The organism is Bradyrhizobium sp. USDA 4504 (genome assembly GCF_054063995.1).
This window is the reverse complement of the sequence record NZ_JBSSGV010000001.1, coordinates 3,202,763-3,226,443: the sequence shown is the minus strand read 5'-3', so window position 1 is coordinate 3,226,443 and position 23,681 is coordinate 3,202,763. Positions and strand designations below refer to the sequence as shown.

21 protein-coding genes and 1 pseudogene are annotated in these 23,681 nt (G+C 65.1%); 9 read left to right on the top strand and 13 right to left on the bottom strand.

Annotated elements, in window-relative coordinates; translation table 11 throughout:
- Window positions 1-33: 33 nt before the first annotated feature.
- Window positions 34-1,566: a porin gene (locus tag ACVMB1_RS14840; protein WP_057020678.1), complete on the top strand. Its 1,533-nt coding sequence runs from the start codon at window positions 34-36 to the stop codon at window positions 1,564-1,566.
- Between the two features lie 290 nt (window positions 1,567-1,856).
- The gene (locus tag ACVMB1_RS14835) at window positions 1,857-2,153 is read left to right on the top strand and encodes a hypothetical protein (RefSeq protein ID WP_141341069.1); all 297 of its coding nucleotides are present in this window, start codon (window positions 1,857-1,859) and stop codon (window positions 2,151-2,153) included.
- Between the two features lie 192 nt (window positions 2,154-2,345).
- Here the strand turns inward: ACVMB1_RS14835 and ACVMB1_RS14830 are convergent, their stop codons facing one another.
- Complete coding sequence (locus ACVMB1_RS14830; RefSeq protein WP_256520399.1) at window positions 2,346-2,474, bottom strand: hypothetical protein; 129 nt, start codon at window positions 2,472-2,474, stop codon at window positions 2,346-2,348.
- 228 nt (window positions 2,475-2,702) lie between these two features.
- On the opposite strand from ACVMB1_RS14830, the gene ACVMB1_RS14825 reads away from it, so the two are divergent.
- Window positions 2,703-3,665: an SDR family oxidoreductase gene (locus ACVMB1_RS14825; RefSeq protein ID WP_141341068.1), complete on the top strand. Its 963-nt coding sequence runs from the start codon at window positions 2,703-2,705 to the stop codon at window positions 3,663-3,665.
- Between the two features lie 42 nt (window positions 3,666-3,707).
- On the opposite strand, the gene ACVMB1_RS14820 is transcribed toward ACVMB1_RS14825, so the two are convergent.
- The 4 genes from ACVMB1_RS14820 to ACVMB1_RS14805 all read right to left on the bottom strand — a co-directional run bounded on the left by ACVMB1_RS14820 (window position 3,708) and on the right by ACVMB1_RS14805 (window position 7,617).
- Entirely contained in the window at window positions 3,708-4,175 is a 468-nt protein-coding gene (locus ACVMB1_RS14820) for a GcrA family cell cycle regulator (protein WP_141341067.1), read from the bottom strand.
- A 107-nt stretch (window positions 4,176-4,282) separates the two neighbouring features.
- Window positions 4,283-4,483 carry a hypothetical protein gene (locus ACVMB1_RS14815; protein ID WP_016844973.1) on the bottom strand — a complete coding sequence of 67 codons (201 nt, stop codon included), beginning with the start codon at window positions 4,481-4,483 and terminating at the stop codon, window positions 4,283-4,285.
- 174 nt (window positions 4,484-4,657) lie between these two features.
- Window positions 4,658-6,484: an AMP-binding protein gene (locus tag ACVMB1_RS14810; RefSeq protein WP_168855930.1), complete on the bottom strand. Its 1,827-nt coding sequence runs from the start codon at window positions 6,482-6,484 to the stop codon at window positions 4,658-4,660.
- 191 nt (window positions 6,485-6,675) lie between these two features.
- Window positions 6,676-7,617 (bottom strand): acetamidase/formamidase family protein, encoded by a 942-nt coding sequence (locus tag ACVMB1_RS14805; protein ID WP_141341065.1) that lies wholly within the window; start codon window positions 7,615-7,617, stop codon window positions 6,676-6,678.
- A 66-nt stretch (window positions 7,618-7,683) separates the two neighbouring features.
- On the opposite strand from ACVMB1_RS14805, the gene ACVMB1_RS14800 reads away from it, so the two are divergent.
- The 3 genes from ACVMB1_RS14800 (at window position 7,684) to ACVMB1_RS14790 (ending at window position 10,588) form a co-directional block, all read left to right on the top strand.
- Entirely contained in the window at window positions 7,684-8,478 is a 795-nt protein-coding gene (locus ACVMB1_RS14800; RefSeq protein ID WP_141341064.1) for a YdcF family protein, read from the top strand.
- Window positions 8,479-8,564: 86 nt separating this feature from the next.
- Window positions 8,565-9,347 (top strand): DUF169 domain-containing protein, encoded by a 783-nt coding sequence (locus tag ACVMB1_RS14795; RefSeq protein WP_456814441.1) that lies wholly within the window; start codon window positions 8,565-8,567, stop codon window positions 9,345-9,347.
- 65 nt (window positions 9,348-9,412) lie between these two features.
- Window positions 9,413-10,588, top strand: coding sequence for a saccharopine dehydrogenase family protein (locus ACVMB1_RS14790; RefSeq protein WP_057020671.1), 1,176 nt, complete (start codon window positions 9,413-9,415; stop codon window positions 10,586-10,588).
- Window positions 10,589-10,767: 179 nt separating this feature from the next.
- On the opposite strand, the gene ACVMB1_RS14785 is transcribed toward ACVMB1_RS14790, so the two are convergent.
- A complete protein-coding gene (locus tag ACVMB1_RS14785) occupies window positions 10,768-11,967 on the bottom strand; it encodes an FAD-dependent oxidoreductase (protein WP_057020866.1) in 1,200 nt (399 codons plus the stop codon).
- 123 nt (window positions 11,968-12,090) lie between these two features.
- Between ACVMB1_RS14785 and ACVMB1_RS14780 the strand changes: the two genes are divergently transcribed.
- Complete coding sequence (locus tag ACVMB1_RS14780; protein ID WP_141341084.1) at window positions 12,091-12,585, top strand: MarR family transcriptional regulator; 495 nt, start codon at window positions 12,091-12,093, stop codon at window positions 12,583-12,585.
- On the opposite strand, the gene ACVMB1_RS14775 is transcribed toward ACVMB1_RS14780, so the two are convergent.
- The 5 genes and pseudogenes from ACVMB1_RS14775 to ACVMB1_RS14755 form a co-directional block, all read right to left on the bottom strand.
- Complete coding sequence (locus ACVMB1_RS14775) at window positions 12,557-13,825, bottom strand: O-antigen ligase family protein (protein ID WP_076825280.1); 1,269 nt, start codon at window positions 13,823-13,825, stop codon at window positions 12,557-12,559. The two genes, ACVMB1_RS14780 and ACVMB1_RS14775, sit on opposite strands and share 29 nt — an antisense overlap.
- A gap of 146 nt (window positions 13,826-13,971) precedes the next feature.
- Window positions 13,972-15,516, bottom strand: a complete 1,545-nt coding sequence (locus ACVMB1_RS14770) for an undecaprenyl-phosphate glucose phosphotransferase (protein WP_057020669.1) — start codon at window positions 15,514-15,516, stop codon at window positions 13,972-13,974.
- Between the two features lie 115 nt (window positions 15,517-15,631).
- Window positions 15,632-16,459, bottom strand: coding sequence for a glycosyltransferase family 4 protein (locus ACVMB1_RS14765; protein ID WP_456849902.1), 828 nt, complete (start codon window positions 16,457-16,459; stop codon window positions 15,632-15,634).
- Window positions 16,437-16,772, bottom strand: a pseudogene (locus tag ACVMB1_RS14760) (glycosyltransferase); the annotation flags it as partial. The gene ACVMB1_RS14765 and the pseudogene ACVMB1_RS14760, both read right to left, overlap by 23 nt.
- Before the next feature lie 3 nt (window positions 16,773-16,775).
- Window positions 16,776-17,387: a polysaccharide biosynthesis/export family protein gene (locus tag ACVMB1_RS14755; RefSeq protein ID WP_375166477.1), complete on the bottom strand. Its 612-nt coding sequence runs from the start codon at window positions 17,385-17,387 to the stop codon at window positions 16,776-16,778.
- Between the two features lie 175 nt (window positions 17,388-17,562).
- Between ACVMB1_RS14755 and ACVMB1_RS14750 the strand changes: the two genes are divergently transcribed.
- A complete protein-coding gene (locus ACVMB1_RS14750; RefSeq protein WP_141341061.1) occupies window positions 17,563-19,905 on the top strand; it encodes a GumC family protein in 2,343 nt (780 codons plus the stop codon).
- Between the two features lie 9 nt (window positions 19,906-19,914).
- Here the strand turns inward: ACVMB1_RS14750 and ACVMB1_RS14745 are convergent, their stop codons facing one another.
- Window positions 19,915-20,895: a Bug family tripartite tricarboxylate transporter substrate binding protein gene (locus ACVMB1_RS14745; RefSeq protein ID WP_057020864.1), complete on the bottom strand. Its 981-nt coding sequence runs from the start codon at window positions 20,893-20,895 to the stop codon at window positions 19,915-19,917.
- A 139-nt stretch (window positions 20,896-21,034) separates the two neighbouring features.
- On the opposite strand from ACVMB1_RS14745, the gene ACVMB1_RS14740 reads away from it, so the two are divergent.
- Window positions 21,035-21,994 (top strand): LysR family transcriptional regulator, encoded by a 960-nt coding sequence (locus ACVMB1_RS14740; RefSeq protein WP_456848682.1) that lies wholly within the window; start codon window positions 21,035-21,037, stop codon window positions 21,992-21,994.
- Window positions 21,995-22,028: 34 nt separating this feature from the next.
- Here the strand turns inward: ACVMB1_RS14740 and ACVMB1_RS14735 are convergent, their stop codons facing one another.
- Complete coding sequence (locus tag ACVMB1_RS14735; RefSeq protein ID WP_141341082.1) at window positions 22,029-23,366, bottom strand: MFS transporter; 1,338 nt, start codon at window positions 23,364-23,366, stop codon at window positions 22,029-22,031.
- Between the last annotated feature and the right edge of the window lie 315 nt (window positions 23,367-23,681).

The window sequence follows — 23,681 nt, the reverse complement described above, 5'->3', positions numbered from 1 at the left end:
ACTCTCCGCATATGAGCAACTTGGAGGTTTAATATGAATTTGAAGAGCCTTATCCTGGGCTCGACGGCTGCGCTGGTCGCGGTCGGCGGGGCACAGGCGGCCGATCTTCCCGTCAAGGCCAAAGCGGTCGAGTACGTGAAGGTTTGCTCGCTTTACGGTCCGGGCTTCTACTACATCCCCGGCACCGACACCTGCATCAAGCTGGGCGGCTATGTGCGTGCTGACGTCGTGGTGAACGGCAACAGCGTGTACGGCGCGAACTACAACGGCGCCAGCGGTGCCAACAACCGTTTCACGAACGGCTACACCTGGCGTTCGCGTGAAGACTTCAACATCGATACGCGCACCGCGACCGAATACGGCGTGGTCCGCACCTATTTCGATGCGGTGTTCACCTGGACCTCCGACACCTATGCCGGCCAGGGCAACGGCTCGACCGTGTACTCGGCGATCGGCTCGTCTTCTGCGCCGAACAACGCAGGTTCGGGCAACGTGGCTGCCGGTACGGTCGGCGTCTACTACGCCTTCATCCAGTTCGCCGGCTTCACGATGGGTAAGGCGGTTTCGCAGTTCGCTGCCCCCTGGAACGGTTATCCGGGCAACAACTACGACGCACTCGTCGGTGGCGTGAACACCACCAACGGCATCAACCAGTTCACCTACACCGCGCAGTTCGGCAACGGCGTGTCGCTGGCTCTGTCGGCGCAGGACCAGGTTGCCTACATGCAGGCTGGCGTGAACAACCTCGGCGTCGGTGGTGCCTACGGCTCCAGCGACTACGCCGGCACGATCGCTCCGGACTTCGTCGCTTCGCTCAAGGTCGACCAGGCTTGGGGTATCTTCCAGGCGTCGGTCGCCGCGCATGACAACCACGCTGCCTACTATGGCGGCACCGAGTTGACCGGTCATCCCGACGACAAGTGGGGTTGGGCTGGTGCGTTGGCCCTGTCGATCAAGAACATCCCGACCGGACCCGGTGACACCATCAACATCCAGGGCGTCTACACCGACGGTGCGACCCGTTACAACATCCAGGAACTGGCCAGCCAGGCCGGCGCGATCGCCATCTTCGGCGGTTCGAGCCTGCCGGGCGTCTATGGCAGCGTTGGCTTCGGTACGGCACCCGACACGGTGTTCGGCCCCGGCGGTCAGCAGCAGTCCATCAAGACCTGGGGTATGCGCGGTGCGTACACCCACAACTGGGATCCCTACTGGAACACCAGCTTGTATGGTGCGTTCGCCGCTGTTTCGTACAACGACGCGGCTAAGTCGCTCATCTGCGGCGTTGGTGGCGTCGGTGGTTCGTTCCGTGCCGCATTCGCTGGCGGCGCTGGCGTGACCGCCTGCAACCCCGACTACAACATCGCGCAGATCGGCGTGATCACCCGTTGGACCCCGGTCAAGAACCTGACCTTCTCGGCCGACGTGACCTACTCGCACCTCGATCAGAAGTATGCCGGTATCATCACGACGTCGTCGACTGCTATCGGCAAGCCGACCGCGACCTACGAGCTGAAGGATCAGGACACTGTCCAGATGCTCTTCCGCGCTCAGCGCAACTGGTAATTCCGGTTGATCTGATCACGATCCAACAGAACCCCGGCAGGGAACTGCCGGGGTTTTTCTTTGCGAAAGATTCTAAGGAGAGCTGCGCTGCGTCAATTCGGTCCACGCGAACGACGAAGACGAGCCATGCGATTCATTCGCCGCAGACTTATTTACTTACCTGATCTACTAAACTATATACGCCACGGCCAACACATTGAATGATGGCTCTTAGCTAGCTGCTAAGCCTCCCAAACCTCCGGCAATGCCCTGCCGGAGGTTTTTGATTCAAGGCCCAGCCGGCGGCGACGATGGTGGCGCGGGTTGCCGTCGCCTTGCCGATTCGATGCCGTCAAGATTTGACGGAATCGATCCGCAGTGCATTCTCGCCATTGATGGGACGCTTCAAGAACAGCCGCCTGGCGCGCATGAGCAGCGGCCACTATTGCCTGATCCGGGATCTCGGGCTGGTGAAGGGCGGCAAGGGATTGCGGCACCATGAGGTAATCATCGATTTCTCCTGGCGCGGCCTGCTCAAGCTGGCCCTGAGCGCGGGTGCCGGCGTCCTGCGGCGGCGCGCGTCCGTGCGCATCGAGACAGCCGAATAGCACGGGGCCGCGTCATGACGCGGCTTGGCCTGCGGCCAGGATGCGCGCGATCATCGCGTGAGTCTCACGCTTCGTGAACAAGCATTCGAATTCGAGCGACGTGATCGCAGCATTGTCAGAGCTTCGCCCATAACGATCGCACGCTGTGCCACGCCGCGCGCTGCGCTGTGCGCCGATTGCGATCAACGTAGTTCATCTGTGCAAGGTGCTGTCGCGCTGCTTCGCTGGTTTTACCTCGGCAGCTGCGGCCGCGGTGGAAATTTCGGCCGCGATCGCCATCAGCGTTGTCGCGACCAATCTGTTCAGGATGTGCACGATCATGGTCTCCGATTGTCGATGTCGGATTGTTCGCAACGCGGAATGATTTCGTTACGCGGCCACCGTCTCAACCCGCAGCAGGCGGCTCACTTGCGCGTGAGGCGGCGCCGTTGCTGGGCGACAATTCGGTGATGTAAGGTGCCGCAGCCAAGCGGTTGGGGCTGCGATCCGCGCTCCGGCCGAAACAAAGAAGAACAGGGCAAGAAAAATAAGGGAAGGAACGGATCTCACATGAAGGATTTCGCCGGAAAGATTGCCGTCATCACCGGTGGCGGCACGGGCATGGGGCGCGAGCTGGCACGGCAGCTCGTTGCCGAGGGCTGCAATGTCGCGATGTGCGACGTCTCGGCCGAGGCGATGGCCGAGACCAAGCGGCTCTGCGAGGTCGAGAAGCTGCCGCAGGGCCTGCGCATCACGACGCACGTTGCCGACGTCTCGATCGAGGATCACTACAAGCGCTTCCGCGACGAGCTGATCGAGCAGCAGGCGACCGACAAGATCCACCTGCTGTTCAACAACGCCGGAATCGGTGGCGGCGGCAGCCTGTTCTCCAACACGCGCGAGCAGTGGGAGCGCACCTTCAACATCTGCTGGGGCGGCGTCTATCTCGGCGTCCGCACCTTCCTGCCGCTGTTGGTGAAGGCCGACGAGGCGCACATCGTCAACACCTCGAGCGTCAACGGCTTCTGGGCCTCGGTCGGCATGGGCGTGTCGCACACCGCCTACAGCGCGGCGAAATTTGCCGTGAAGGGATTCACCGAGGCGATGATCAATGATCTCCGGCTCAACGCGCCGCATGTGAAGTGCTCGGTCGTGATGCCCGGTCACATCGGCACCTCGATCGTGTCGAACTCGCGCAAGGTGCAGAACGGCTCCGACCAGCTCAACGCCGACGAGCTCAAGCAGGCCCGTCAGCGTCTGCAGGGGCAGGGGATCGATGTCGCCAAGATGTCGGACGCCGACATCCAGCAGCTCGCGCTCGACCGTGCCCGCATCTTCCACGATGAAGCGCCGACCTCGGCGGCGGCCGCCGCCAAGGTCATCCTCGACGGTGTGAAGGCCGAACGCTGGCGCATCCTGGTCGGCGACGACGCGCATCTTCTCGACGAGCGCGTGCGCAAGGCGCCGGAACAGGCCTACTCGCCGGCGTTTTATCAGGACCTCGTGGCAGCGACCGGGTGGAAGGTCGGCTGAACGGCCGTCCCGCATCGCGTGCGGGACGGATTCACTCAAGCGCTATCCGCGCATCGCGCGTTGGCGCGATCCCGCTTGATAGGCGAGGCGGTAATGCCCTGAGCAATAGGGCATGCCGCCGAGCGGTGTGTTGCCGCAGAAGCAGAAATCATCGGCGCCTGGGGTGCTGATCGGCCAGCGGCAGCGCTGCTCGCTCAGCTCGAGCAGCGAGCAGCTGTTGGCGCTGACGATCGGGGCGTCGTCGGGCTCCTGCTCGTAGACCGCCTGGAGCAACCGGAGCTGCTGCTTGGCAGTCGCCCGTTGCGCGGCGTGGGCGGCGGATTTCTTGCGCCGCGCCCGACGTTCGTCCGGCGTCGTGCGTGTGAGGTTCAGCCGCGACAGCTTGCCGATCACCGCATTGCGGCTGACGCCGATATTGACGGCGATGTCGCGGCAGGAGAGGCCGGCTTCAAAGTAGATCTTGAGTTGGTCGACGCGCTCCGGCGTCCAGGTCTCTTGGATGGCAATCATCTGACGGTTCCACGTTCTGTGTTGAACCGCCGCGCCGGCACACGCGCCCTTAGTTCTTGAGCATGATCTGTTCGGAAAACCGGTTTCCACTTTTCCGGATCATGCTCTCAGGGCGTGCGGCCGTTGTCGCGGATTGCAAGCAACCCGTCCTTGATGGCGAGCCGAATGCCTTCCTCGATCAATGTCCGTGCGACGCCCGGGACGCTCGTGCCGTGGGTGCCCTGTCTCACCAGCTTCTCGAGGTATCCGATGGTCGAGAGCGCCAGCGTGACCGGGACGCGGTCGGTTTCGGCCTTTTCCGTAGCCATGGTGAAACGCTTAACCCCGAACGCCTGTACTGAAAAGTATCTATTTAGAGTCTATTTAGGAATGAGGCGGTTCGTCAAGCCGTGGGCGGCAAGAAACAGCCAGCCGCGTCCAAGCGCGCTGGAAGCGAGTTCCAGCGCGCGGGTGTCATCGAATTATTGAGGTAGATGAAGGTGTTAGGGCCGTAACTCGACCTTGACCGGGAACTTCTTGAGAAGCCGCTCAGCCTTCTCGGCCTTGTCCGGAGGCGCGCTCACCCTCAGGTACAGTCCGCGCGACGGGTCGGTGATCGCGTCGACAGTGACCTCGCCGGACAATCCTTCCAGCGCCAGCAACTCGCGCGCGGCCTCGCCGGCGGCGATCTCGCGCAGCTTCGGCTTGAAGATCTTGCCGACCGGAGTCACCGGCATCTCCGGAATCACCGACACCACGCGCGGGCGCGCCGGCGGCTCCAGGATGTTGTCCTGCACGAAGGCGGCGAGCGCGTTCGGATCGATATGGGTGCCGGGCTGCGCCGAGACGAACAGCATCGGCACTTCGCCGGCGTAGGTGTCGGGACGTCCGACGGCCGCGGCAAGCGCCACGCCCGGAAACGCCAGCGCGGCGTCCTCGATCGCGCGCGGATCGATGTTGTGGCCGCCGCGGATGATGACGTCCTTGGCGCGGCCCATGATGTAGACGAAGCCGTCGGCATCGATCCGGCAGATGTCGCCGGTGCGCAGCCAACCGTCGCGGAACGCCTCCTCGGTCTGCTTCTTGTCGACATAGCCGGCGAACACCTGCGGGCCCCTGGTCAGCAGTTCGCCGACCGGCGAAGGCCACGGTCCCGTGTGGAGCTTGCCGCCGTCGAGGATCGCGAGTTCGACCAGCGGATTGCGGGTGCCGACGCTCTCGGCGCGCGGCTTCACACCGTGCACATCGTGAGTGATGGCACCGGCGAGCTCGGTCATGCCGTAGAGCTGCTGGATGCAGGGGCCGCCCCAGGTCGCAAGATAACGCCGCTCGATCTCCGGCGGGCAGATCGAGGCGCCGGTGGCGGTGACGCGCAGGGTCGAGATGTCGCTGTCCGCGACCGGGATATCGGCGAGGGCGCCAAGTATCGTCGGCACGTTGCCGGCGATGTTGATGCGGTACTGCTCGATGATCTGCCAGAAGTGCCGGACCAGCGCCGGATCGCGCGCGCCGGCGGGACCGGGGATGACCATCGTCGTGCCGGCCGCCAGGGAATTGGCCGTGGTGCAGAAAAGGCCGCCGACATGGAACAGCGGCATCGTGATCATCGCGCGCTCGCCGCGATGGAAATCGAGCGCCATCCGCGAGGATACGGTGGAGGCGACCATCGCGCGGTTGGTGAGCCGCGCCACCTTGGGATGGCCGGTGGTGCCGCCGGTCGGGAGCATCACGGCGACGCGGTCGGCCTCGCTCATGTCCTTGGACTTGCCGTAGTCGTCGCGCCAGGCGGGATCAGGCCGCAGCACCTCACCGTCGAAGGCGATGCTGCCGTCGAGCGGCACGATCACAATGTGCTTCAGGGAAGGTACCTCGCGCTGCAGGCCCTCGACCCTCTCATAGAGCCCGCCTGGCATGCCCGGCGGCGGCGCCAGCAACAGCTTCGCGTGGATCGCATTGAGCTGGGCGACGATCGCTTCGCGCGTGAACAGCAAATTGAGCGGCTCGGCGACGCCGCAGGCGGCTGCGCCGAAGATCGCGACGACGGTCGCGGGGCACGCCGGGAGCAGGACAGCCACCGCGTCGTCCTTGCCGATGCCGTGCTTACGGAAATAGGTTTCAGCGGCCTTGATGCAGCCCATCAAGTGATCGTTCGAGATCACGACCGGGTTGGGATCGAGCGGCGAGCGCAGATAGATCGCGGCTTCAGCGTCCGGAGCGCCCTGCGGGCCGCGGGCAATGAGGTCGAGGATGCGCGGGCATGCCGCGAGCGTCTCCTGCATTTCCCTGTCGCGCGCAGCCTCGTCGGCCGGCGAAAGCCTGTCCTTCAGCATATCCGTCCCCGTCCATTCTTGTTCGTTGGGACGGGGATTGTATCGAGCCGTGCTCGCGGAACACAAGTGCGGCCATAGCACTCAGTCATTCCGGGGCGGCTCGCCGAGCCGAACCTCAGGTGCGCGAATTGCGCACCGGGGAGTCTCGAGATTCCGGGTCTGGTCCTTCGGACCATCCCGGAATGACGATCTCAGCCGTGGACCACGGATTTGGCGATCATGCAGTGGATGCCCTTGGAGCCGTTGACCGTCTGCGTCACGCGCAGGTCGGCGGCAAGGCTGCACAGCGTGTAGGCATCCTCACGCGACAGGTTGCGCTTCTCGCCGAGCAGCACGATCATGTCGCGCAGCGCCCGCACCACGCACTGGTCGAGATCGGGATCCATCGCCATGGTCATGTAATGATCCGCGGTCTCTGCGCGCGGATAGGCGAGCTTGATATCCTTGCGCAATGTGAGGCGGAAGCGGCCGGTCAGCGCGGTCTCGATCGCGGTGACGCAGACCTCGCCGTCGCCCTGCACGCCATGGCCGTCGCCGCAGGAGAACAGCGCGCCCGGAACGAACACCGGCAGATAGAGCTTGGCGCCGGCGCCGAGCTCCTTGTTGTCGAGATTGCCGCCCATCGCGCGCGGGATCAGCGAGGAGATCCGGCCCCAGGCCGGCGGCGGCGACACGCCCATCACGCCGAAGAACGGCTTGAGCGGCAGATCGAGCCCCCAGGGCATACGGCCGACCATGCGCCCGCGATCGAGCGGGATGTTGAGGACGCGTGTTTCGTGGAAATCGTCGGGCAGGGTGCCGGACAATGGCTTGATCAGATTGTAACCCCAGTCCTGTCGCAGCTGAACGTCGAGAATATCGACCTCGAGCACGTCGCCGGGTTCGGCGCCGGCAACCGCGATCGGGCCGGTCAGAATATGTCCGGGTACCATCCGCTCGCACTTCGCATGGATCTCGTCGAGCTCCGGCGGAACGTAGAATTTGCCGCGGTCGGGCACCACGTCCGGGCCGCCGCTGACGGTCTCGATCGTGATCTCGTCGCCGCTCGCAACGGTCAGAACCGGTTTCAGCTTGGCTTCAAAGAAGCCCCAATGGCAGGTTTCAGGGCTCGACTTCAGATGATGATGGGTCATGTGACGGCTTTTGATTGGTTTCCCAGCAGCGTATGACGCTGTAGCAGAACTTCGCAGGGGCTTCTCTTGTTTTTTGTGCTCTCCAAGACGCTCGGCATCATGCTGTTGCCGATCAACTTCCTGATCGGTATCGGCGTGATCGGCACCGTGCTGCTGTTGACGCGGTTTGCGCGCCTCGGCCGCAGGTTGATGGTGGCCGCGCTGCTGCTGCTCGCGATCTGCGGCTTCTCGCCGCTCGGCAATGTCCTGATCTCCACATTGGAGCAGCGCTTCCCGCCATGGGATGCCTCGCGCGGCGCGCCGGACGGCATCATCGTGCTCGGCGGCTCGATCGATGCCGATCTGTCGGTTGCGCATGGCACGCCGGTGGTGCGCAGCGCGGCCGATCGCGTCATCGCGGCGGCGGCGCTCGCGCGCAGATATCCGAACGCGCGCCTCGTGTTCACCGGCGGCAGCGCGAACCTGATCTCGAACGATGCGCGCGAAGCCGACTATGCCGCCGAGATGTTCGAGGGGCTCGGCATTGCCAGATCGCGATTGATCATCGAGCGCCGCTCGCGCAACACGGTGGAGAACGCCGAATTCTCCAGGGCGTTGGTCGATCCCAAGCCGGGCGAGCGTTGGCTGCTTGTCACCTCGGCCTACCATATGCCGCGCTCGGTCGGGCTGTTCCGCAAGGCGGGATTCAATGTCGAGGCCTATCCGGTCGATTGGCGCGTCGGCGATGTCTTCAGCTTCGCGACGCTTGCGATCGAGGGCCTGTCACGCACCGATCTCGGCACGCGGGAGTGGGTCGGGCTTCTGGCCTATCATCTGGCCGGCAAGACCGACGATTTGTTGCCGGGACCGGCTGCACGTTGAGGCGTAGGCACTTGTCGCCTCCAACGGCCAATCCTAACATCAAATCAACAGGCGGCGCCAAGCCGCCGATCACGGGAGTTTTCGCCATGCAACAGCAGACACCGCCGGAACAGTTCGACCTCGGCGCAATCGTCGCCGACCTGAACAACCTGCTGCGGCTGAAGACCACGGTCATCGGCATCAAGATGTTCGCGCGGGTCAAGGAGATGGAGGCGATCCCGAAGATCCGCCGTCCATCGGCGGTCCACACCACGGACCAGATCGTCAGCATGGCCTCGCGGATCGGCTGGACCGTCGGCATTACCGGCGACGATCTGGTCGGCGCGCAATGCCGCGCCGTGATCGGGCTCGCGCCGCAGGACGAGAAGTGGCTTGCCGGCGAGAACTATGTCGGCGTCTGGCATGGCACCGCCGAAGACGCGCGCAAGCGCCAGGAGGCGCTCGACGTGGTGCCTTACGGCCAGTACAAGGCGATGGCGGTGAGCCCGCTGACCAGCGGACGGCTCAACCCGCCCGACATCTGCCTCGTCTATGCGACGCCGGGACAGATGATCATCCTGATCAACGGGCTGCAGTACACCGGCTACAAGAAGTTCGAGTGGGGCGTGGTCGGCGAAACCGCCTGCGCGGATTCGTGGGGGCGGGCGCTGAAGACCGGCGAGCCGAGCCTGTCGCTGCCATGCTTCGCCGAGCGCCGCTATGGCGGCGTGCCGGACGAGGAGATGCTGATGGCACTGCCGCCGGCCTATCTGGTGAAGGCGATCGCCGGGATGAAGCAGCTTGCCAAGAACGGTTTGCGCTACCCGATCGCGCCCTATGGCATCCAGGCCGACGTGCGCGCCGGCATGGGCGTCTCGTACAAGAAATAGCGCATTGCGTTGCCGCGCCCGCGATGACAAAAGGGCGCCCATTCGCTGCGCAGGGAGCCTGATCCATGTCCTCGTCGAAACTCGACATCGTCGTCTATGGTGCGACCGGCTTCACCGGCCAGCTTGTCGCCGAATATCTCGCGGCGCATTATCGCAACAGTAGCCTGACATGGGCGATGGCCGGGCGCAGCAAGGACAAGCTCGCCTCGGTACGCGACGCGATCGGCGCGCCCGCCGACACGCCGCTGATCGTCGCCGATGCCGGCGATGCCGCCTCGCTGAAGGCGATGCTAGCGCAAACCAGGTCTGTCATCTCGACGGTCGGACCGTATCAGCTCTATGGCAACGAGCTGATCGCGGCCTGCGTGGAAAGCGGCACCGACTATTTCGATCTCTGCGGCGAGCCGATCTGGATGCGGCAGATGATCGACAAATACGAAGCCGCCGCGAAGGCCAGCGGCGCGCGCATCGTGTTCTCCTGCGGTTTCGACTCGGTGCCGTTCGAACTGGGCGCGTTCTTCGTGCAGGAGGAAGCGAGGCGCGTGTTCGGCGCGCCGGCGCCGCGCATCAAGGGCCGCGTGCGCGACATGCGCGGCACGCTGTCCGGCGGCACCGCGGCGAGCGCCAAGGCGACCTTCGATGCGGTCGCCAAGGACCTCAGCCTGGTTGCGATCCTCAACAACCCTTTCGCGCTGACGCCGGGCTTCGAGGGTCCGAAGCAGCCGCGCGGCAGCAAGCCGGCCTATGAGGAGGATTTGCACTCCTGGACTGCGCCGTTCATGATGGCGCTGATCAACACGCGCAACGTGCACCGCTCCAACATGCTGATGGGCTTTCCCTACGGACGGGACTTCGTCTACGACGAGATGGTCCTGACTGGCCCGGGCGAGAAGGGCGAGGCCAACGCCAAGAAGGTGATGGCGTTGAATTCCGAGAAGACCGGCCCAAGCGCGCCGAAGCCGGGCGAGGGGCCGTCAAAGGAGGAGCGCGAGAACGGCCGCTACGATCTGCTTTATCTCGCGGTCGCGCCCGACGGCCGCATGGTCCGCGCCGGCATCAAGGGCGATCGCGATCCCGGCTACGGCTCGACCTCGAAGATGATCTCGGAATGCGCGATCTGCCTGCTGCGCGATACACCCGACGTCGCCGCCGGCTTCTGGACGCCGGGAGCGGCGATGCAGCACAAGCTGATCAAGCGCCTGATCGATCACGCCGGGCTGACCTTCGAGGTCGAGAAGTAGCTTCGCTTACCTCGCCCCGCTTGCGGGGAGAGGTCGGATCGCATCGTCAGATGCGATCCGGGTGAGGGGGTACAGATCCGTCCGATCGCATTGCTCGTGGAGAGAGCCCCTCACCCCAACCCTCTAAGAGCGAGCTTCGCTCGTCTCGACCCCGTGAAGGACGGGGAGAGGGAGAGGCGCTACGCCGCCGCGCGCGGATTATAAGCGTACATGAAGTCCATGCCCTTGGACGACACCGGCAGCAGCAGCTTCAACATGTGATCGCGGAGCCAGGCGCCGGTCGGGCTGAACTCGCGCTTGCTGTTGCCGTTGCGCCGGGCGATCGCCACGATCTTCTCGGCGCGCGGGCGCCGCTCGTGCTCGAAAGCCTGGAACGTCATGCCGAGCTCCTGGCCGTCGCGCATCAGGATGCCGAGCCGCAGCGCGTCTTCCAGCGCCAGCGATGCGCCCTGGCCGGCATGCGGGCTCGTCGCGTGCGCGGCGTCGCCGATCAACAGCGTGCGCTTGCGCGACCAAGTCGGCAGCGTCGCGACGTCGAGCGTGTCGGTCACCACGATATTCTGGGCGGCTTCGATGATCTCGGGGATCGGCGCGTGCCAGCCGGCGTGGAAATCGCGCAGATGCTGCCTGATTGCGTCCTGGCTCCGCAGGCGGTAGGCCGCCGCGGTCATGCCGTGCGACGGCTGCGTGCTCCACCACATCGCGCCCGTGTCCGGATCGGGGCTGCACATCCCATAGCCGAAGAAGCCGCTCTGCCCGAACGTGGTCGCCACCCTCTGGCCGATCGGCAGCTTCTCGATCACCGCGCGGGGCACGAATCCGCCGAAGCCGATCAGCCCGGTGTCGAACGGCGTTGGGCCGTCAGGGATCACGTGGCGCCGCACCGCAGAGTGCACGCCGTCGGCACCGATCACGAAATCGCCCTCGGCGGTGGTGCCGTCGTTGAAATAGGCGATCACGGGCTGGTCGCCGCGGTCTTCGATCTTCACAAGTTTCTTCTCGAAGAACACCGAGACGTTGGAGGCCCAGGCCTTGTCGATCAGCGTCTCGTTCAACGTCGCGCGGCACATGTTCACCGCGGGCTGGCCGAAGCGCTGCTGCATGTTCTGGTTGAGCGAGCCGAGCTTCTTGCCGCCCTGCGAATAGAAGTCGAAGGACTCCGCGATCGAGCCGTTGCGGATCAGTTCGTCGGCGAGGCCGAGCTCGGCCAGCACATGCATGCCGTTCGGCGCGATCTGAAGCCCGCCGCCGATCCCGGTGGAGTAGGGCCAGGCTTCATAGAGCTCGGTCTCGATGCCGGCGCGGGTCAGGAACATCGCGGTGACAGGACCTGCGATGCCGGCGCCGATGATCAGAGCTTTACGGGGACGTGAGGTCATGCCTTGCTCCATGCATCCGTGTGGGATAGGAAAGGTCAGTTGCTAATTATCTTAGTATATAAGATATTAGGCGAGTAAGATATAGGAGCCGATTTGTCAAGCACGACGTCGCGCGAAACGCTGATGCAGGAACTCGAGGAGGCGATGCGCCGGTCATCCGCGCAGGGCGTGATGTACGGCCAAGCAGTTGCAAACATGGCCGGAATCTCCAATTCCGACATGGAATGCATGGATATCCTGCATCTGGAGGGGCGGGTGACCGCGGGGCGTCTCGCCGAGGTCACCGGGCTGACCACCGGCGCGATCACCGGCGTGGTCGATCGTCTGGAGAAAGCGGGTTACGTGCGCCGCGAGCGGGACGAGAGCGACCGCCGCAAGGTCTTCATCTCGGTGGTGGAGGAAAAAGCGGCGGAGATCGGCAAGTTCTACGTGCCGATGCAGGAGGCGATGCTCAAGCTGTGGAGCAGCTACACCGACGACGAGCTGCGCTTGCTGCTGCGTTTCGCCAATGACGGCTACAAGGGCGTGCTGGAAGCGACCGGAGCATTGAAGGCGGTGATCGACATGCCGCCGGAGCAGCGCGCCAGCCTCAAGATGCCGCCGAAGACTCGTCGATGATCCGTGCCGACGTCGCGCGGTAGTGCTCGGCTGCCGCATACATGCCCCACATCGTGCCCAGCATCATCCAGAAGTGCCGCCAGTGGTCGGTATCGATGATGAAGCTCTCGCCGACGAAGCCGAGGAACGCCGAGAAGACCGCGAGATAGCCGCGCTGCCACGGCACCCGCATGTAGATGTAGCGGAAGCCGATGATCGCGGTGACGAACACCAGCGCCGGATAGCAGATCCCCGAGATCCAGCCGCCCGACATGAAGGCGTTGAGATAGGAATTGTGGGTGTCCTCGGGGAAGTAGGTGTGGAATTGCAGCGGCCCGATGCCGAACGGCAGCTCCAGCGCCATCTGGGCGCCGAGGATGTGGCGGCCGAACCGGCCGAAGCGGCCTTCGTCATAGCTCTGGTCGAAGCTCGCGCGCTGCTTGAACATGTCGGCGACCGAGCCGATCGAGAGCAGCACCGCGATCAGCGCCACGGCCAGGATCGCGGCGATCAAGGTCATCACGATGATGCGCGAGCGCTGCGCCTGCGAGCGGCTGGTGAACACCATCAGCGCCAGCATGAAGGCCGCGGTGATCACGAGGCCGCCCCAGGCGGCGCGCGAGAACGACAGCAGGATCGCGAGCGAGATGATGCCGAAGGCGATGGCGTTGCGGAGCGCCTTGCCGAAGCGGTCGGAGACCACGCTCTGCAGTGTGAACAGCGCCGGCAGGATCAGGAAGGCGCCGAGCACGTTCGGGTCCTTGAAGGTTCCGCGGGCGCGGTCATACAGCGTCAGCAGGTCGTAGCCGCCGGGCACCAGACGGAAGTAGCCGGCGATGCCGGCGAGCGAAGCGATCATCGCGCCGACGATCAGGCCGCGGCGCAGCATGTCGAGGCGGGCTTCGGTATCCTCCGACATCACCATCGCGAAGAAGATGACGGTGATGGCCATGTACCAGGAGGTCAGGATCCAGTTCACCACCTCCGGCTTGTCGAGGAACGGCACCGCACCGATGCTGTAGCCGACATTGAGCACGATCAATGTGAACAGCAGCGGCATGAACACGAGCCGCATGCGCAGGCCCGTGGCGAAGAACAGCACGCAGGCAGTCAGCGTGACGAGCTCATACGGGCTCGGCTCGATGAACACGATGGCGCCGGACGCGCCGGCCAGCCACACCAGCGCCCGCTGCAGCGCCAGCACGCCCGTTGGTGCTGATGTCAGCGAATGGGTCGTCCCGGCTGTCGCCGCATAGGCCATCGGATACTCACGCAACGCAACGGACACAGAACCTGACACCCGTTATTGCGAGGAGCGTCAGCGACGACGCAATCCACCTATCCCCTAGCGGCAGCGTGGATTGCTTCGCTGCGCTCGCAATGACGTGCGGTTTGAACCCGCCTCGATCAGTACGCGTTCTCGCTTTTCGTCAGCAGCGAGAACGGGGTCTTGAGCAGGATGTAGAGGTCGAACAGCACCGACCAGTTCTCGATGTAATAGAGGTCGTATTCGACGCGCTTCTGGATCTTCTCGTCAGTGTCGACCTCGCCGCGCCAGCCGTTGATCTGCGCCCAGCCGGTGATGCCGGGCTTGACGCGGTGGCGGGCGAAGTAGCCGTCGACCGCCTCGTCGAACAGGCGGTTCTCCAGCTTGCTCTGCACGGCGTGCGGGCGCGGGCCGACCAGCGAGAGATTGCCCTTCAGCACAACGTTGAACAGTTGCGGCAATTCGTCGAGCGAGGTTTTGCGGATGAAGCGGCCGACGCGGGTCACGCGCGGATCGTTCTTGGTCACCACCTTGGAGGCGGTGGGGTCGGCCTGATGGTGGTAGAGCGAGCGGAATTTGTAGACGTCGATCCGCTCATTGTTGAAGCCGAAGCGCTTCTGGCGGAACAGCACCGGGCCGGGGCTGTCGAGTTTCACCGCGAGCGCCACCAGTCCCAACACCGGCAGCGCCGCAACCAAGGCCAGACCGCCGACCACGCGGTCGAACAGCCATTTCAGCACCAGATCCCAGTCGGTGATCGGCGCCTCGAACATATCGAGCGTCGGCACCTTGCCGATATAGGAATAGGAACGGGGGTGGAAGCGCAGCTTGTTGGTATGGGCCGACAGGCGGATGTCGACCGGCAGCACCCACAGCTTCTTCAGCATTTCCAGGATGCGGGTCTCCGCCGAGATCGGCAGCGCGAACAGCACGAGGTCGACGCGGGTGCGGCGGGCGAATTCGACGATGTCATCGATCTTGCCGAGTTTCGGTGCGCCGGCGCAGGTGTTGGTGGCGCGATCGTCATTGCGGTCGTCGAACACGCCGAGCAGATGGATGTCGGAATCATCCTCGGCGTTCAGCGCCTCGATCAGCTGCTCGCCATTGTGGTCTGCTCCGACGATGATGGTGCGGCGGTCGAGCCGGCCGTCATGCGCCCAGGCGCGCACCATCGATCGCAGCAGCAGCCGTTCGGCGATCAGCACCGCAAGGCCGACGCAGAAGAACGACGACAGCCAGACCCGCGAGACCTCGCCGCCGAGCTTGACCAGGAAGGAGATGCCGATGAACAGCAGGAACACGACGGCCCACGACGAGATCATGCGCGTCATCTGGCGAAGCTGGCCGCGGAAGATCTGCACCTGGTAGATATCGGCGGCCTGGAAGCAGACCACGGCGGCAGCCGACATGCCGAGGATCGATGCGATGTACCCCCAGTGAATACTGCCGCCGGCGAGCGGCCTGACATAGGCGAGATAGAGCCCGACGCCGACCAGGCTGAGCAGCACGAAGTCGGCGAGGCGAACCACGCCGGCGATCACAACCGGCGAGTAGGCGCCGCGAACCTTCTGGTTGGTAACGGCGAGCGCGGCCGGCGAGAGGCGCCGGCGCCGTTCGATCTGCGGCTGAGCGGCCGTCGCAGACGCAGCGGCATCCAGCATCGAGCGTGCGTTAAACGGTTCCACGAGTCCACGTCCATTCCTGCGCATGCAGATGGGCATCCGCGCGCAGCACGAAAATTCCCCCGGACGTGACTTAAGGGGACAAATCGGAAGAAACGGTTACGTGTGCAAGAAGTGGTTAACGTTTGGCAAAGGCGTCGCGATAGCCGGCCAGTACACCCTCGACCATCGCGCTTTGCGAGAAATGTTCCGAAATCCGCTCGCGCAATCGCTCGGCGCGCGCCGCGGTCGCGGCGGGATCGTCGAGCGCGGCCTTGATCGCGTCGGCCATCGCTCCAGCATTGCTCGGCGCGAACAGGGCGTCGGTGTGGGTATCGAAGATCTCCGGGATGCCGCCGACATCGGCGGCGATCATCGGAACGCCGGCCGCGCCCGCCTCGATCACTACATAGGGCATCGAATCGCCGCGCGAGGGCACCACGAGCAGGCTGCCCTTCGAAAAGCCATAGCGCGCCTTGACGTGACCGATGAAGCGGACGGCCTCGCCGAGCGACAGCCGCGTCACCTGCTCCTTGAGGCGCTCGAATTCCTCGCCGTCGCCGCCGAGCGTCAACGTCACCGGCTTGCCCTCGGCGCGCAGCTTCGCCACCGCGTCGATCAGCAGATCGGCGCCCTTGATGCGCCGGAACTCGCCGACATAGGCCACGTCGGTGGCATCGTCGGCGCGGGGGACCGGTTCGAACTCCTCCGCGGTGACGCCGTTGAACACGCAGCGCACGAGGCCTGCCGGCTTGCCGACGGTGCGCTGATAGGTGTCGCGGGCAAACGCGCTCTCGAACAGGAACAGGTCGGTGCTGTTCATCAGGGTGCGCTCGAGCTGGCTGTAGAAGCGGCCCTTCCAGGTGTCGAGCGGGTAGTGCAGCGAGCCGCCATGCGGCGTGTAGACCCGGATCACCTTGCCCGACCGCCGCCGCAGCCGGACATAGGCGCCCGGCCTTGGCGCCATGCCCGTGGACGACATCGGGTTTCAGCTTCCGGATCAGGCTGGCGATGTGGGCCCAGACCATGAAGTCGGCGAAGCGCGGCTCACGGCGTATCGCGACGCGGTGGACGCCGAGCTTGAGCCGCGGCTCGATCTCGGCAAGCGCCGCGTCGGCCCGCGCGCCGCCGGTCAAACTGTCGGCGACGATGCCGACATGATGGCTGCGTTCGATCTGGCCGTTGGCGACGTCGAGGATGTGACGAATGATGCCGCCGACCGGGGCACGCACCACGTGCAGGATGCGGAGGGGCGGTTGCTGATTTTGATCCTGCGCCATCGATCAGAACCAGCGCTCGCCGACGAACACGGTGTCGCCGGGGCCGATCGGCGTGCCCAGGGGAGCGACGAAGCGGCCGGCGCCGGATGCATTGGTGTGGGTGACGGTAACCTCGTCGCGCCTGGCGCGCGGCGAGAAGCCGCCGGCGATCGCGATCGCGCTTTCGACCGTCATGTTGGGCACATAGGGATATTGGCCGGGGGCCTGGACTTCGCCGAGGATGAAGAACGGCCGGTAGGCCTCGATCTCGACTGCGACCGACGGCTCGCGGATGAAGCCGTTGCGCAGCCGCGCGGTGATCTCGGCGGCAAGCCCGGCGGGCGTCCGGCCGCGCGCCGGCACCGAGCCGAACAGCGGCATGGTGATCGCGCCCGCGGCGTCGATCGCATAGGCGTTGGTCAGCCCTTCCTGGCCATAGACCACAACGCGGAGCTTGTCGCCGGGGCCGAGATTATAGCCCTCGCGCGTCGGTGCGGGATCGGCATAGGCCACGGGCGCAGCATACGCCATCGGTTCGAGACCGGGGTCACCGGCAAGCGGCGACGCTCGGACCATGCAGCCCGACAGCGCGAGCGCAGCGACCAGACAAATAAGGGGAGCGCGCAGATCGCGCATGCAAGGAATCCCGCGACAATATCGGCTCCGATTAACGGCACCCATGGTTAACAAAGAATGACGGGGCGGGTGGTGGCGGCCATGCCCGTCAACCCCACCGATTAACCCAGCGGCAACCTTAATGGACTGTAATCGCCCCATTGAGAGGGAGTCGCGGTGTCCGCGGGGGTTCGTTATGCGTTTTGCATTCTGGCGTAGAGGCAAGGATAAGGCCGTCGTGCAACGGGCGTTGCCGAAGTCTGCGCCCGTTGCCGACGAAGCTGTCGTGAAGCCGGCTGCGCCCAAGCCTGATCCCGACAAGCCTGCTCCCGACAAGCCGGCCCGTCCGGCGGAGGCGGCCGATCTTGACCTGCACGTGCTCGGCCGCGCGCTGGCGCGCAAGCGCGGCTGGATCATCGTGCCAACGGTGCTGGTGTTCGCGTTGTCGCTTGCCGCGGTCAACGTCGTGACGCCGCGCTACAAGTCGGAAGCGCGAATCCTGATCGACAATCGCGAGAACGCCTTCCTGCGTCCGAACGGCGAGCGCGACCTGGAGCGCACCTCGCTCGACGCCGAGGCGGTGACGAGCCAGGTGCAGCTGTTGCTGTCGCGCGATCTCGCGCGCGACATCATCAAGAAGAACAAGCTGGCCGAACGTCCGGAGTTCGATCCGGTGCTGCGGGGCTTTTCGCCGCTGAAGTCGCTGCTGGCGCTGTTCGGCATCGGCCGTGACCCGTTCAGCCTGACGCCTGAAGAGCGGGTGCTTGATTCTTATTACGAGCGCTTCCAGGCTTTTGCGGTCGACAAGTCGCGCGTCATGGTGATCGAGTTCCAGTCCGAGGATCCCGAGCTTGCGGCGCGCGTCGCCAACTCGATTGCAGACGGCTATCTCGTGCTGCAGCAGGCCGCGCGGCAGGACCAGGCCAAATCCGCCAGCACATGGCTGCTCGGCGAGATCGACAAGCTGCGCACCAAGGTCGCGGACGCGGATTCGCGCGTCGAGGAATTCCGCTCGAAGTCGAGCCTGTTCGTCGGCACCAACAACATCCCGCTGTCGAACCAGCAGATGGGTGAGCTGAACACGCAGCTCAACAATGCCCGCGCGCTGAAGGCGGATGCCGAGACCAAGGCACGGCTGATCCGGGAGATGCTTCAGGGCGGCAAGCCGATCGAGGCGTCGGAGGTGCTCAATTCCGAGCTGATCCGCCGGCTGGCCGAACAGCGCGGCACGCTGCGCGCGCAGCTTGCCGAGCAGTCGTCGACGCTGCTCGACAACCATCCGCGCATCAAGGAATTGAAGGCGCAGATCGCCGATCTCGACCGGCAATTGCGCGAAGAAGCCGGCAAGGTTTCGCGCTCGCTGGACAATGACGCCCGCGTCGCCGATGGCCGAGTCATGGCGTTGCAGGCGAGCCTGGACCAGTCGAAGCGGCAGGCGTCGTCTAGCAATAGCCAGGACGTGCAACTGCGCGGGCTGGAGCGCGAAGCCAAGGCGCAGCGCGACCTGCTTGAGGCCTATCTCGCCAAGTACCGCGAGGCGACGGCGCGCGAGAACATCGAGGCCGCGCCGACCGACGGTCGCATCATCTCGCGCGCCTCGGTTTCGAATACGCCGGCCTATCCGAAGAAGCTGCCGATCGTGCTGATCGCGACGCTGGCGACGCTGCTGCTGTCATCCGGCATCATCATCACCGGCGAGCTGCTGCGCATCTCCGCGCCCGGTGCGGTTGGCCGCGCCTTCGCGCCGGCGGCTGCCGTGATCAGGCGCCGCGAGCCGGTCATGGATGCCGCAACCGTGGACCAGCCCGCGCCGGCGCTGCCCCCTGAACCCGCGCTCGCATCGCCGGTCGCGCCGAAGCCGGCCGTGGAGCCCGAACTGCCGCTGGAGCCTGCGGCTGCCTATGAACCTCCGCCGCAGCCTGAGTCCGCCCAGACTGCCGACGAGATCGATGAGCTCGCCGAGCGCCTTGTCGCCGCCGGTCCCGCCGCCCACAAGGTCACCGTGCTCGGCCCGGCCGCGGCTGATAGCGTTACGTTGACCGCCCTGACGCTGGCGCGTCTGATGGCGCGCCAGGCCAAGGTTGTCGTCGTCGATCTCGTCGCGTCCTCGCCGGTGCTGACGTCGGCGACCGTCGATCCGGCGGCGCCCGGCCTTGCCGAGCTGATGCAGGGCGAGGCGACCTTCGCGCAGATCATCACCAAGGACCGGCAGTCGCGTGTTCAGATCGTCAGCGCCGGGCGTCCGGGCTTCGATCGCTCGCATCTGCAATCGCCGCGGCTCGCCCTTGCGATCGATGCGCTGCTCAGGGTCTACGACCACGTGCTGCTCGACGCCGGTTCGGCCCTCGACCTGCCGGCCGAACTGCTGACCGCGAAGGCACAGGCGGTCGTCGTGCCCGACGCCACCATGGCGCAGGATGCTCGCCACTCGATGGTCGAGCAACTCAGGGCGGTCGGCTTCGCCGAAGTGACGATGCTGAGCAAGCCCTGCGCGGCGTCGGAAGCGGCTGTGAGGGGCCCGCGGGTGGTGGCTGCCTGAGCGCCACCGTCAGCCCGTCGGGGTAAATCCGGTCGCCCGCACGATCCCTTTCCAGCGATCGGATTCGGTGGCGAGCAGTTGCGCAAAGTCATTCATCGCGATTGCGTCGACGTCGACCGACAGTTTGGCCATGCCGGACTTGACCTCGTCGCTGCGCAATGACGCCTGGATCGCGCCGTTGAGTTGCGCGACGATTGCCGCGGGCGTCTTCGCCGGCAGGAAGATGCCGAACCAGGTCACGTCCTGAAGCCCGGGGTAACCGGCTTCCGCCACCGTCGGCACATCGGGGAGGGATTTGAGACGGCTGGGACCGGTCGTCGCCAGAGCGCGAAGCTGTCCGGACTGGACCTGACCCAGCAGGCTGTCGATCGGCATCACCGCCGACGCGATCTCGCCCTTCAGGAGATCCTGGACCGCCCCTCTGCCTTGATAGGGCACGTGGAGATAGTCGAAGCCCGCGGTTCGGCCGAGCATCGCACCGATGAAATGCAGGGTGGTGCCAACGCCCGGCGTGCCGTAGGTCGCCTGTGTCGGGTTGGCGCGGCACCAGGCGACGAAGTCGGCGAGGCTCCTGACATCGTTCGGGACTTTCGGGCCGATCGCCAGCAGCGTCGCGAATGAGCCGACGGTCGATACCGGCGTGAAGTCCTGCGGTGTGTATGCGAGCGAATTGTAGGTGTGTGGAAACAGCGCGATGAACCCAAGCGGCGCGAGCAGCATGACCGATCCATCGGCCTCGGCGTTCTTTACCGCCTCGATCGCAATCCGGCCGCTCGCGCCGGGCCGGGTCTCAACGACGATGGAGTCGGCATAGTCCTTCATCTGCCCGGCAACGAGCCTTGCGACGGCGTCGGGCAATCCGGGCGTGTAGCCGGTCAGGATATGGGCGGTCTTCAGGCGGGGCTGCGCGCCGACTGGCCGGACCAGGCCTGCGGCGGCGAGCGCGGCACCGGCCGCTGACGCGGTCAGGACGTCGCGACGGGTCAACATGCATGCCTCCATGGTCGTCGAGCCGCGCCGTTCGGGGCGCGACGATCTGCGTCATCGCACGCGGAGGATGCGTGAGGCGGGGATAAACGTCCAATGCTAGTGTCTGAGGCGTCCATAACCGTTTTGGTAAGGATCGCTGATGCAGGACATCGAGCGTGCCCGACGCCGGATCAAGCTGCGCGACCCGCACATCCTGCTCGTTATCGCGCAGCGCGGCAGCATGGCGAAGGCTGCCGCGGAGCTCGCGGTGTCGCAGCCGGCGATATCGCGGGCGGTCAGCGACATGGAGCACGCGCTCGGACTTCGGCTGTTCGATCGTTGCCGTAACGGCATCGAACTGACGGCCTATGGCCATGCTCTGGTTCGACGCGGGGTCTCGATCTTCGACGAGCTTACCCAGGGCTTGCAGGAGCTCGAGTTTCTGGCCGATCCGAGCATTGGAGAGTTGCGCATCGGCAGCACGGAGAGCATCGCAGCGGGCTTGCTTCCGGTGGCGATCGACCGCTTCACGCGGCAGCATCCCGGCATCCGCATCAATGTCGCGCAGACCGTTCTCAGCGATCTGCGCTACCGCGAACTGCGCGAGCGCAACATCGATCTGCTGCTTGGATGGACGCCGACGCCGTTTGACGAGACGGACCTGGCCGTCGAGCCCTTGCTCGATGATCGGCGCGTCGTGGTCGCGGGAAGGCGAAGCAAATGGGCGCGCGCATCCAGGCTCGAATTGGCTGACCTCGCTGACGAGCGCTGGGTGTTGCCTCCGCCGGACACCTTTCCGGGCGCCGCGGTGGCGGAGATATTTCGCGAATTCGGAATGCAGACACCGAGCGCGCCGATCACGACGCTGTCGCTTCATTTGTGCTGCCGGCTCGCCGCGACCGGCCGCTTCATCACCATGCTGCCGGGCTCGGTCGCGCGGTTTGCCGGCGGCGATCTCGGCCTGAAGGTTCTTCCGGTTCAGCTTCCGCGGGCGGCCGCCGTCTCGGCCGCGATCGTCACGTTGAAAGGCCGCACCTTGGGTCCGACCGCCGAGATCTTCATCGCCTGTATCCGCGAGGTTGCCAAGGCGGCCGCAAGCAAGGCGGCCGCCGGCAAATGACGGGCATTGCAGGCGCCGTTCCGCGCAGGCGGGTTTAGTGCGCCATCATCGGCGCGCGCGCGGTTCGCTCGAGCACCGGATCGATCCGCAGCCTGATCGTGACCAGCGCGCCGATCAGTCCCATCACGGCGAGCAGCAGTAGCCCTGCGGTAAAGCTGCCGGTCAGGTCCTTCAGATAGCCGACGGCGAATGGGCCGGCGAAGCCCGACAGGTTGCCGAGCGAGTTGATCGCGGCAATGCCTGCCGCCGCCGAGGCGCCGGTCAGGATGCCGGCCGGCATCGGCCAGAACATCGGCGGCACCGCCGACACGCCGATCTGCGCAAGGCAGAGCAGGGCGACGATCAGCACCGGATTCGACATCAGCCCGGCAAGGCCGATGCCGACGGCGGCGAGCGTCAGCGCGCCGGCGACATGGTATCGCCGCTCGCCGGTCTTGTCGGAATGGCGGCCGAGCAGCACCATGCCGACCGCGCCGAACACGAAGGGCAGGGCCGCGATCAAGCCGGTCTGGGTGTCGGTGACGCCAAACGCCTTGATGATGGTGGGCAGGAAGAATGCGACGCCGTAGCTTGCCGCGTTGAGGCAGAAATACACGAAGGCGCAGGCAAGGACCCGCGAGTCGGTGAGCGACTGCAGGACGGAAATATGCTCCACGGCCTCGGTTTGCTGCCGCTCGCGCTCAAGCGTGGTCTGGATCCACTTGACCTCGTCGGGCTGCAGCCAGCTTGCCTGGCGCGGAAAGTCCGGCAGGAAGGTCAGGACAGCGAAACCGACCAGGACCGACGGCAGTGCCTCGCAGACGAACAGCCACTGCCATCCGGTCAGGCCGGCGCCCGACAGGTTGAGCAGCAATCCCGAGATCGGCGCCCCGATGATGCTCGAGATCGGGATCGCCAGCATGAACAGGCTGATGACGCGCGCACGGTACACCGACGGGAACCAGAGCGTCAGGTAGAAGATGATGCCGGGGAAGAAGCCGGCTTCGCAGGCGCCGAGCAGGAGGCGCAGGAAGTAGAAGATCCATTCGCTCGACAGGCCGCTCGCCGCGGACATCTGCGGGATGAAGGCAAATGCGGCCGAGACGATGCCCCAGCTGATCATGATGCGGGCGATCCACCGCCGCGCACCGAACCGCTCCAGCAGGATGTTGGAGGGCACCTCGAAGAAGAAGTAGCCGATGAAGAACAGACCGGCGCCGAGCCCGTAGGCGGCCTCGCTGAGGCCGAGCGCCGCGTTCATATGCAGCTTGGCGAAGCCGACATTGACGCGATCGAGATAGGCCACGAAGTAACACAGGATGAGGAACGGAATCAGCCGCCGCATCATCTTTCCGATCGCGCGCTTCTCGACATCGTCGCTCATCGTTCCCATCCCTTCCTGTTGTTCGATTCGGCAGACGATCACTGCGCTGTTCGGGGCGGCCTGGCGCACCCGCAGCGGTTCGTCGCGTTGCTCTTGCAAGTCTTCTTCATTGTTGTGTAATCGACTGCCGCGTGACTAATGGCATTTGGGAATGGAGCCACGGCGAAACTGTCATGATGCACCGCGGTATAAACGCGGGAACCCTGGAGCGTTTTCCGGCGAAGTGGCTGCCGGCTCGCGTCAAGAAAACGCCTCAAAGCAGAATCTGGAGCCCCGTTCCGGTTTAGTCGGAGCGGAAGAGGCTCTTTCCGGGCAGGATGGTGG

What these genes read in the sequence shown, in the direction of transcription:
- ACVMB1_RS14840 (WP_057020678.1), top strand. Translation starts at nt 34, where the DNA reads ATGAATTTGAAGAGCCTTATCCTGGGCTCGACGGCTGCGCTGGTCGCG.
- ACVMB1_RS14835 (WP_141341069.1), top strand. Translation starts at nt 1,857, where the DNA reads ATGGTGGCGCGGGTTGCCGTCGCCTTGCCGATTCGATGCCGTCAAGAT.
- ACVMB1_RS14830 (WP_256520399.1), bottom strand. Translation starts at nt 2,474, where the DNA reads ATGATCGTGCACATCCTGAACAGATTGGTCGCGACAACGCTGATGGCG.
- ACVMB1_RS14825 (WP_141341068.1), top strand. Translation starts at nt 2,703, where the DNA reads ATGAAGGATTTCGCCGGAAAGATTGCCGTCATCACCGGTGGCGGCACG.
- ACVMB1_RS14820 (WP_141341067.1), bottom strand. Translation starts at nt 4,175, where the DNA reads ATGATTGCCATCCAAGAGACCTGGACGCCGGAGCGCGTCGACCAACTC.
- ACVMB1_RS14815 (WP_016844973.1), bottom strand. Translation starts at nt 4,483, where the DNA reads ATGGCTACGGAAAAGGCCGAAACCGACCGCGTCCCGGTCACGCTGGCG.
- ACVMB1_RS14810 (WP_168855930.1), bottom strand. Translation starts at nt 6,484, where the DNA reads ATGCTGAAGGACAGGCTTTCGCCGGCCGACGAGGCTGCGCGCGACAGG.
- ACVMB1_RS14805 (WP_141341065.1), bottom strand. Translation starts at nt 7,617, where the DNA reads ATGACCCATCATCATCTGAAGTCGAGCCCTGAAACCTGCCATTGGGGC.
- ACVMB1_RS14795 (WP_456814441.1), top strand. Translation starts at nt 8,565, where the DNA reads ATGCAACAGCAGACACCGCCGGAACAGTTCGACCTCGGCGCAATCGTC.
- ACVMB1_RS14790 (WP_057020671.1), top strand. Translation starts at nt 9,413, where the DNA reads ATGTCCTCGTCGAAACTCGACATCGTCGTCTATGGTGCGACCGGCTTC.
- ACVMB1_RS14785 (WP_057020866.1), bottom strand. Translation starts at nt 11,967, where the DNA reads ATGACCTCACGTCCCCGTAAAGCTCTGATCATCGGCGCCGGCATCGCA.
- ACVMB1_RS14780 (WP_141341084.1), top strand. Translation starts at nt 12,091, where the DNA reads ATGCAGGAACTCGAGGAGGCGATGCGCCGGTCATCCGCGCAGGGCGTG.
- ACVMB1_RS14775 (WP_076825280.1), bottom strand. Translation starts at nt 13,825, where the DNA reads ATGGCCTATGCGGCGACAGCCGGGACGACCCATTCGCTGACATCAGCA.
- ACVMB1_RS14765 (WP_456849902.1), bottom strand. Translation starts at nt 16,459, where the DNA reads ATGGCGCCAAGGCCGGGCGCCTATGTCCGGCTGCGGCGGCGGTCGGGC.
- ACVMB1_RS14755 (WP_375166477.1), bottom strand. Translation starts at nt 17,387, where the DNA reads ATGCGCGATCTGCGCGCTCCCCTTATTTGTCTGGTCGCTGCGCTCGCG.
- ACVMB1_RS14750 (WP_141341061.1), top strand. Translation starts at nt 17,563, where the DNA reads ATGCGTTTTGCATTCTGGCGTAGAGGCAAGGATAAGGCCGTCGTGCAA.
- ACVMB1_RS14745 (WP_057020864.1), bottom strand. Translation starts at nt 20,895, where the DNA reads ATGTTGACCCGTCGCGACGTCCTGACCGCGTCAGCGGCCGGTGCCGCG.
- ACVMB1_RS14740 (WP_456848682.1), top strand. Translation starts at nt 21,035, where the DNA reads ATGCAGGACATCGAGCGTGCCCGACGCCGGATCAAGCTGCGCGACCCG.
- ACVMB1_RS14735 (WP_141341082.1), bottom strand. Translation starts at nt 23,366, where the DNA reads ATGGGAACGATGAGCGACGATGTCGAGAAGCGCGCGATCGGAAAGATG.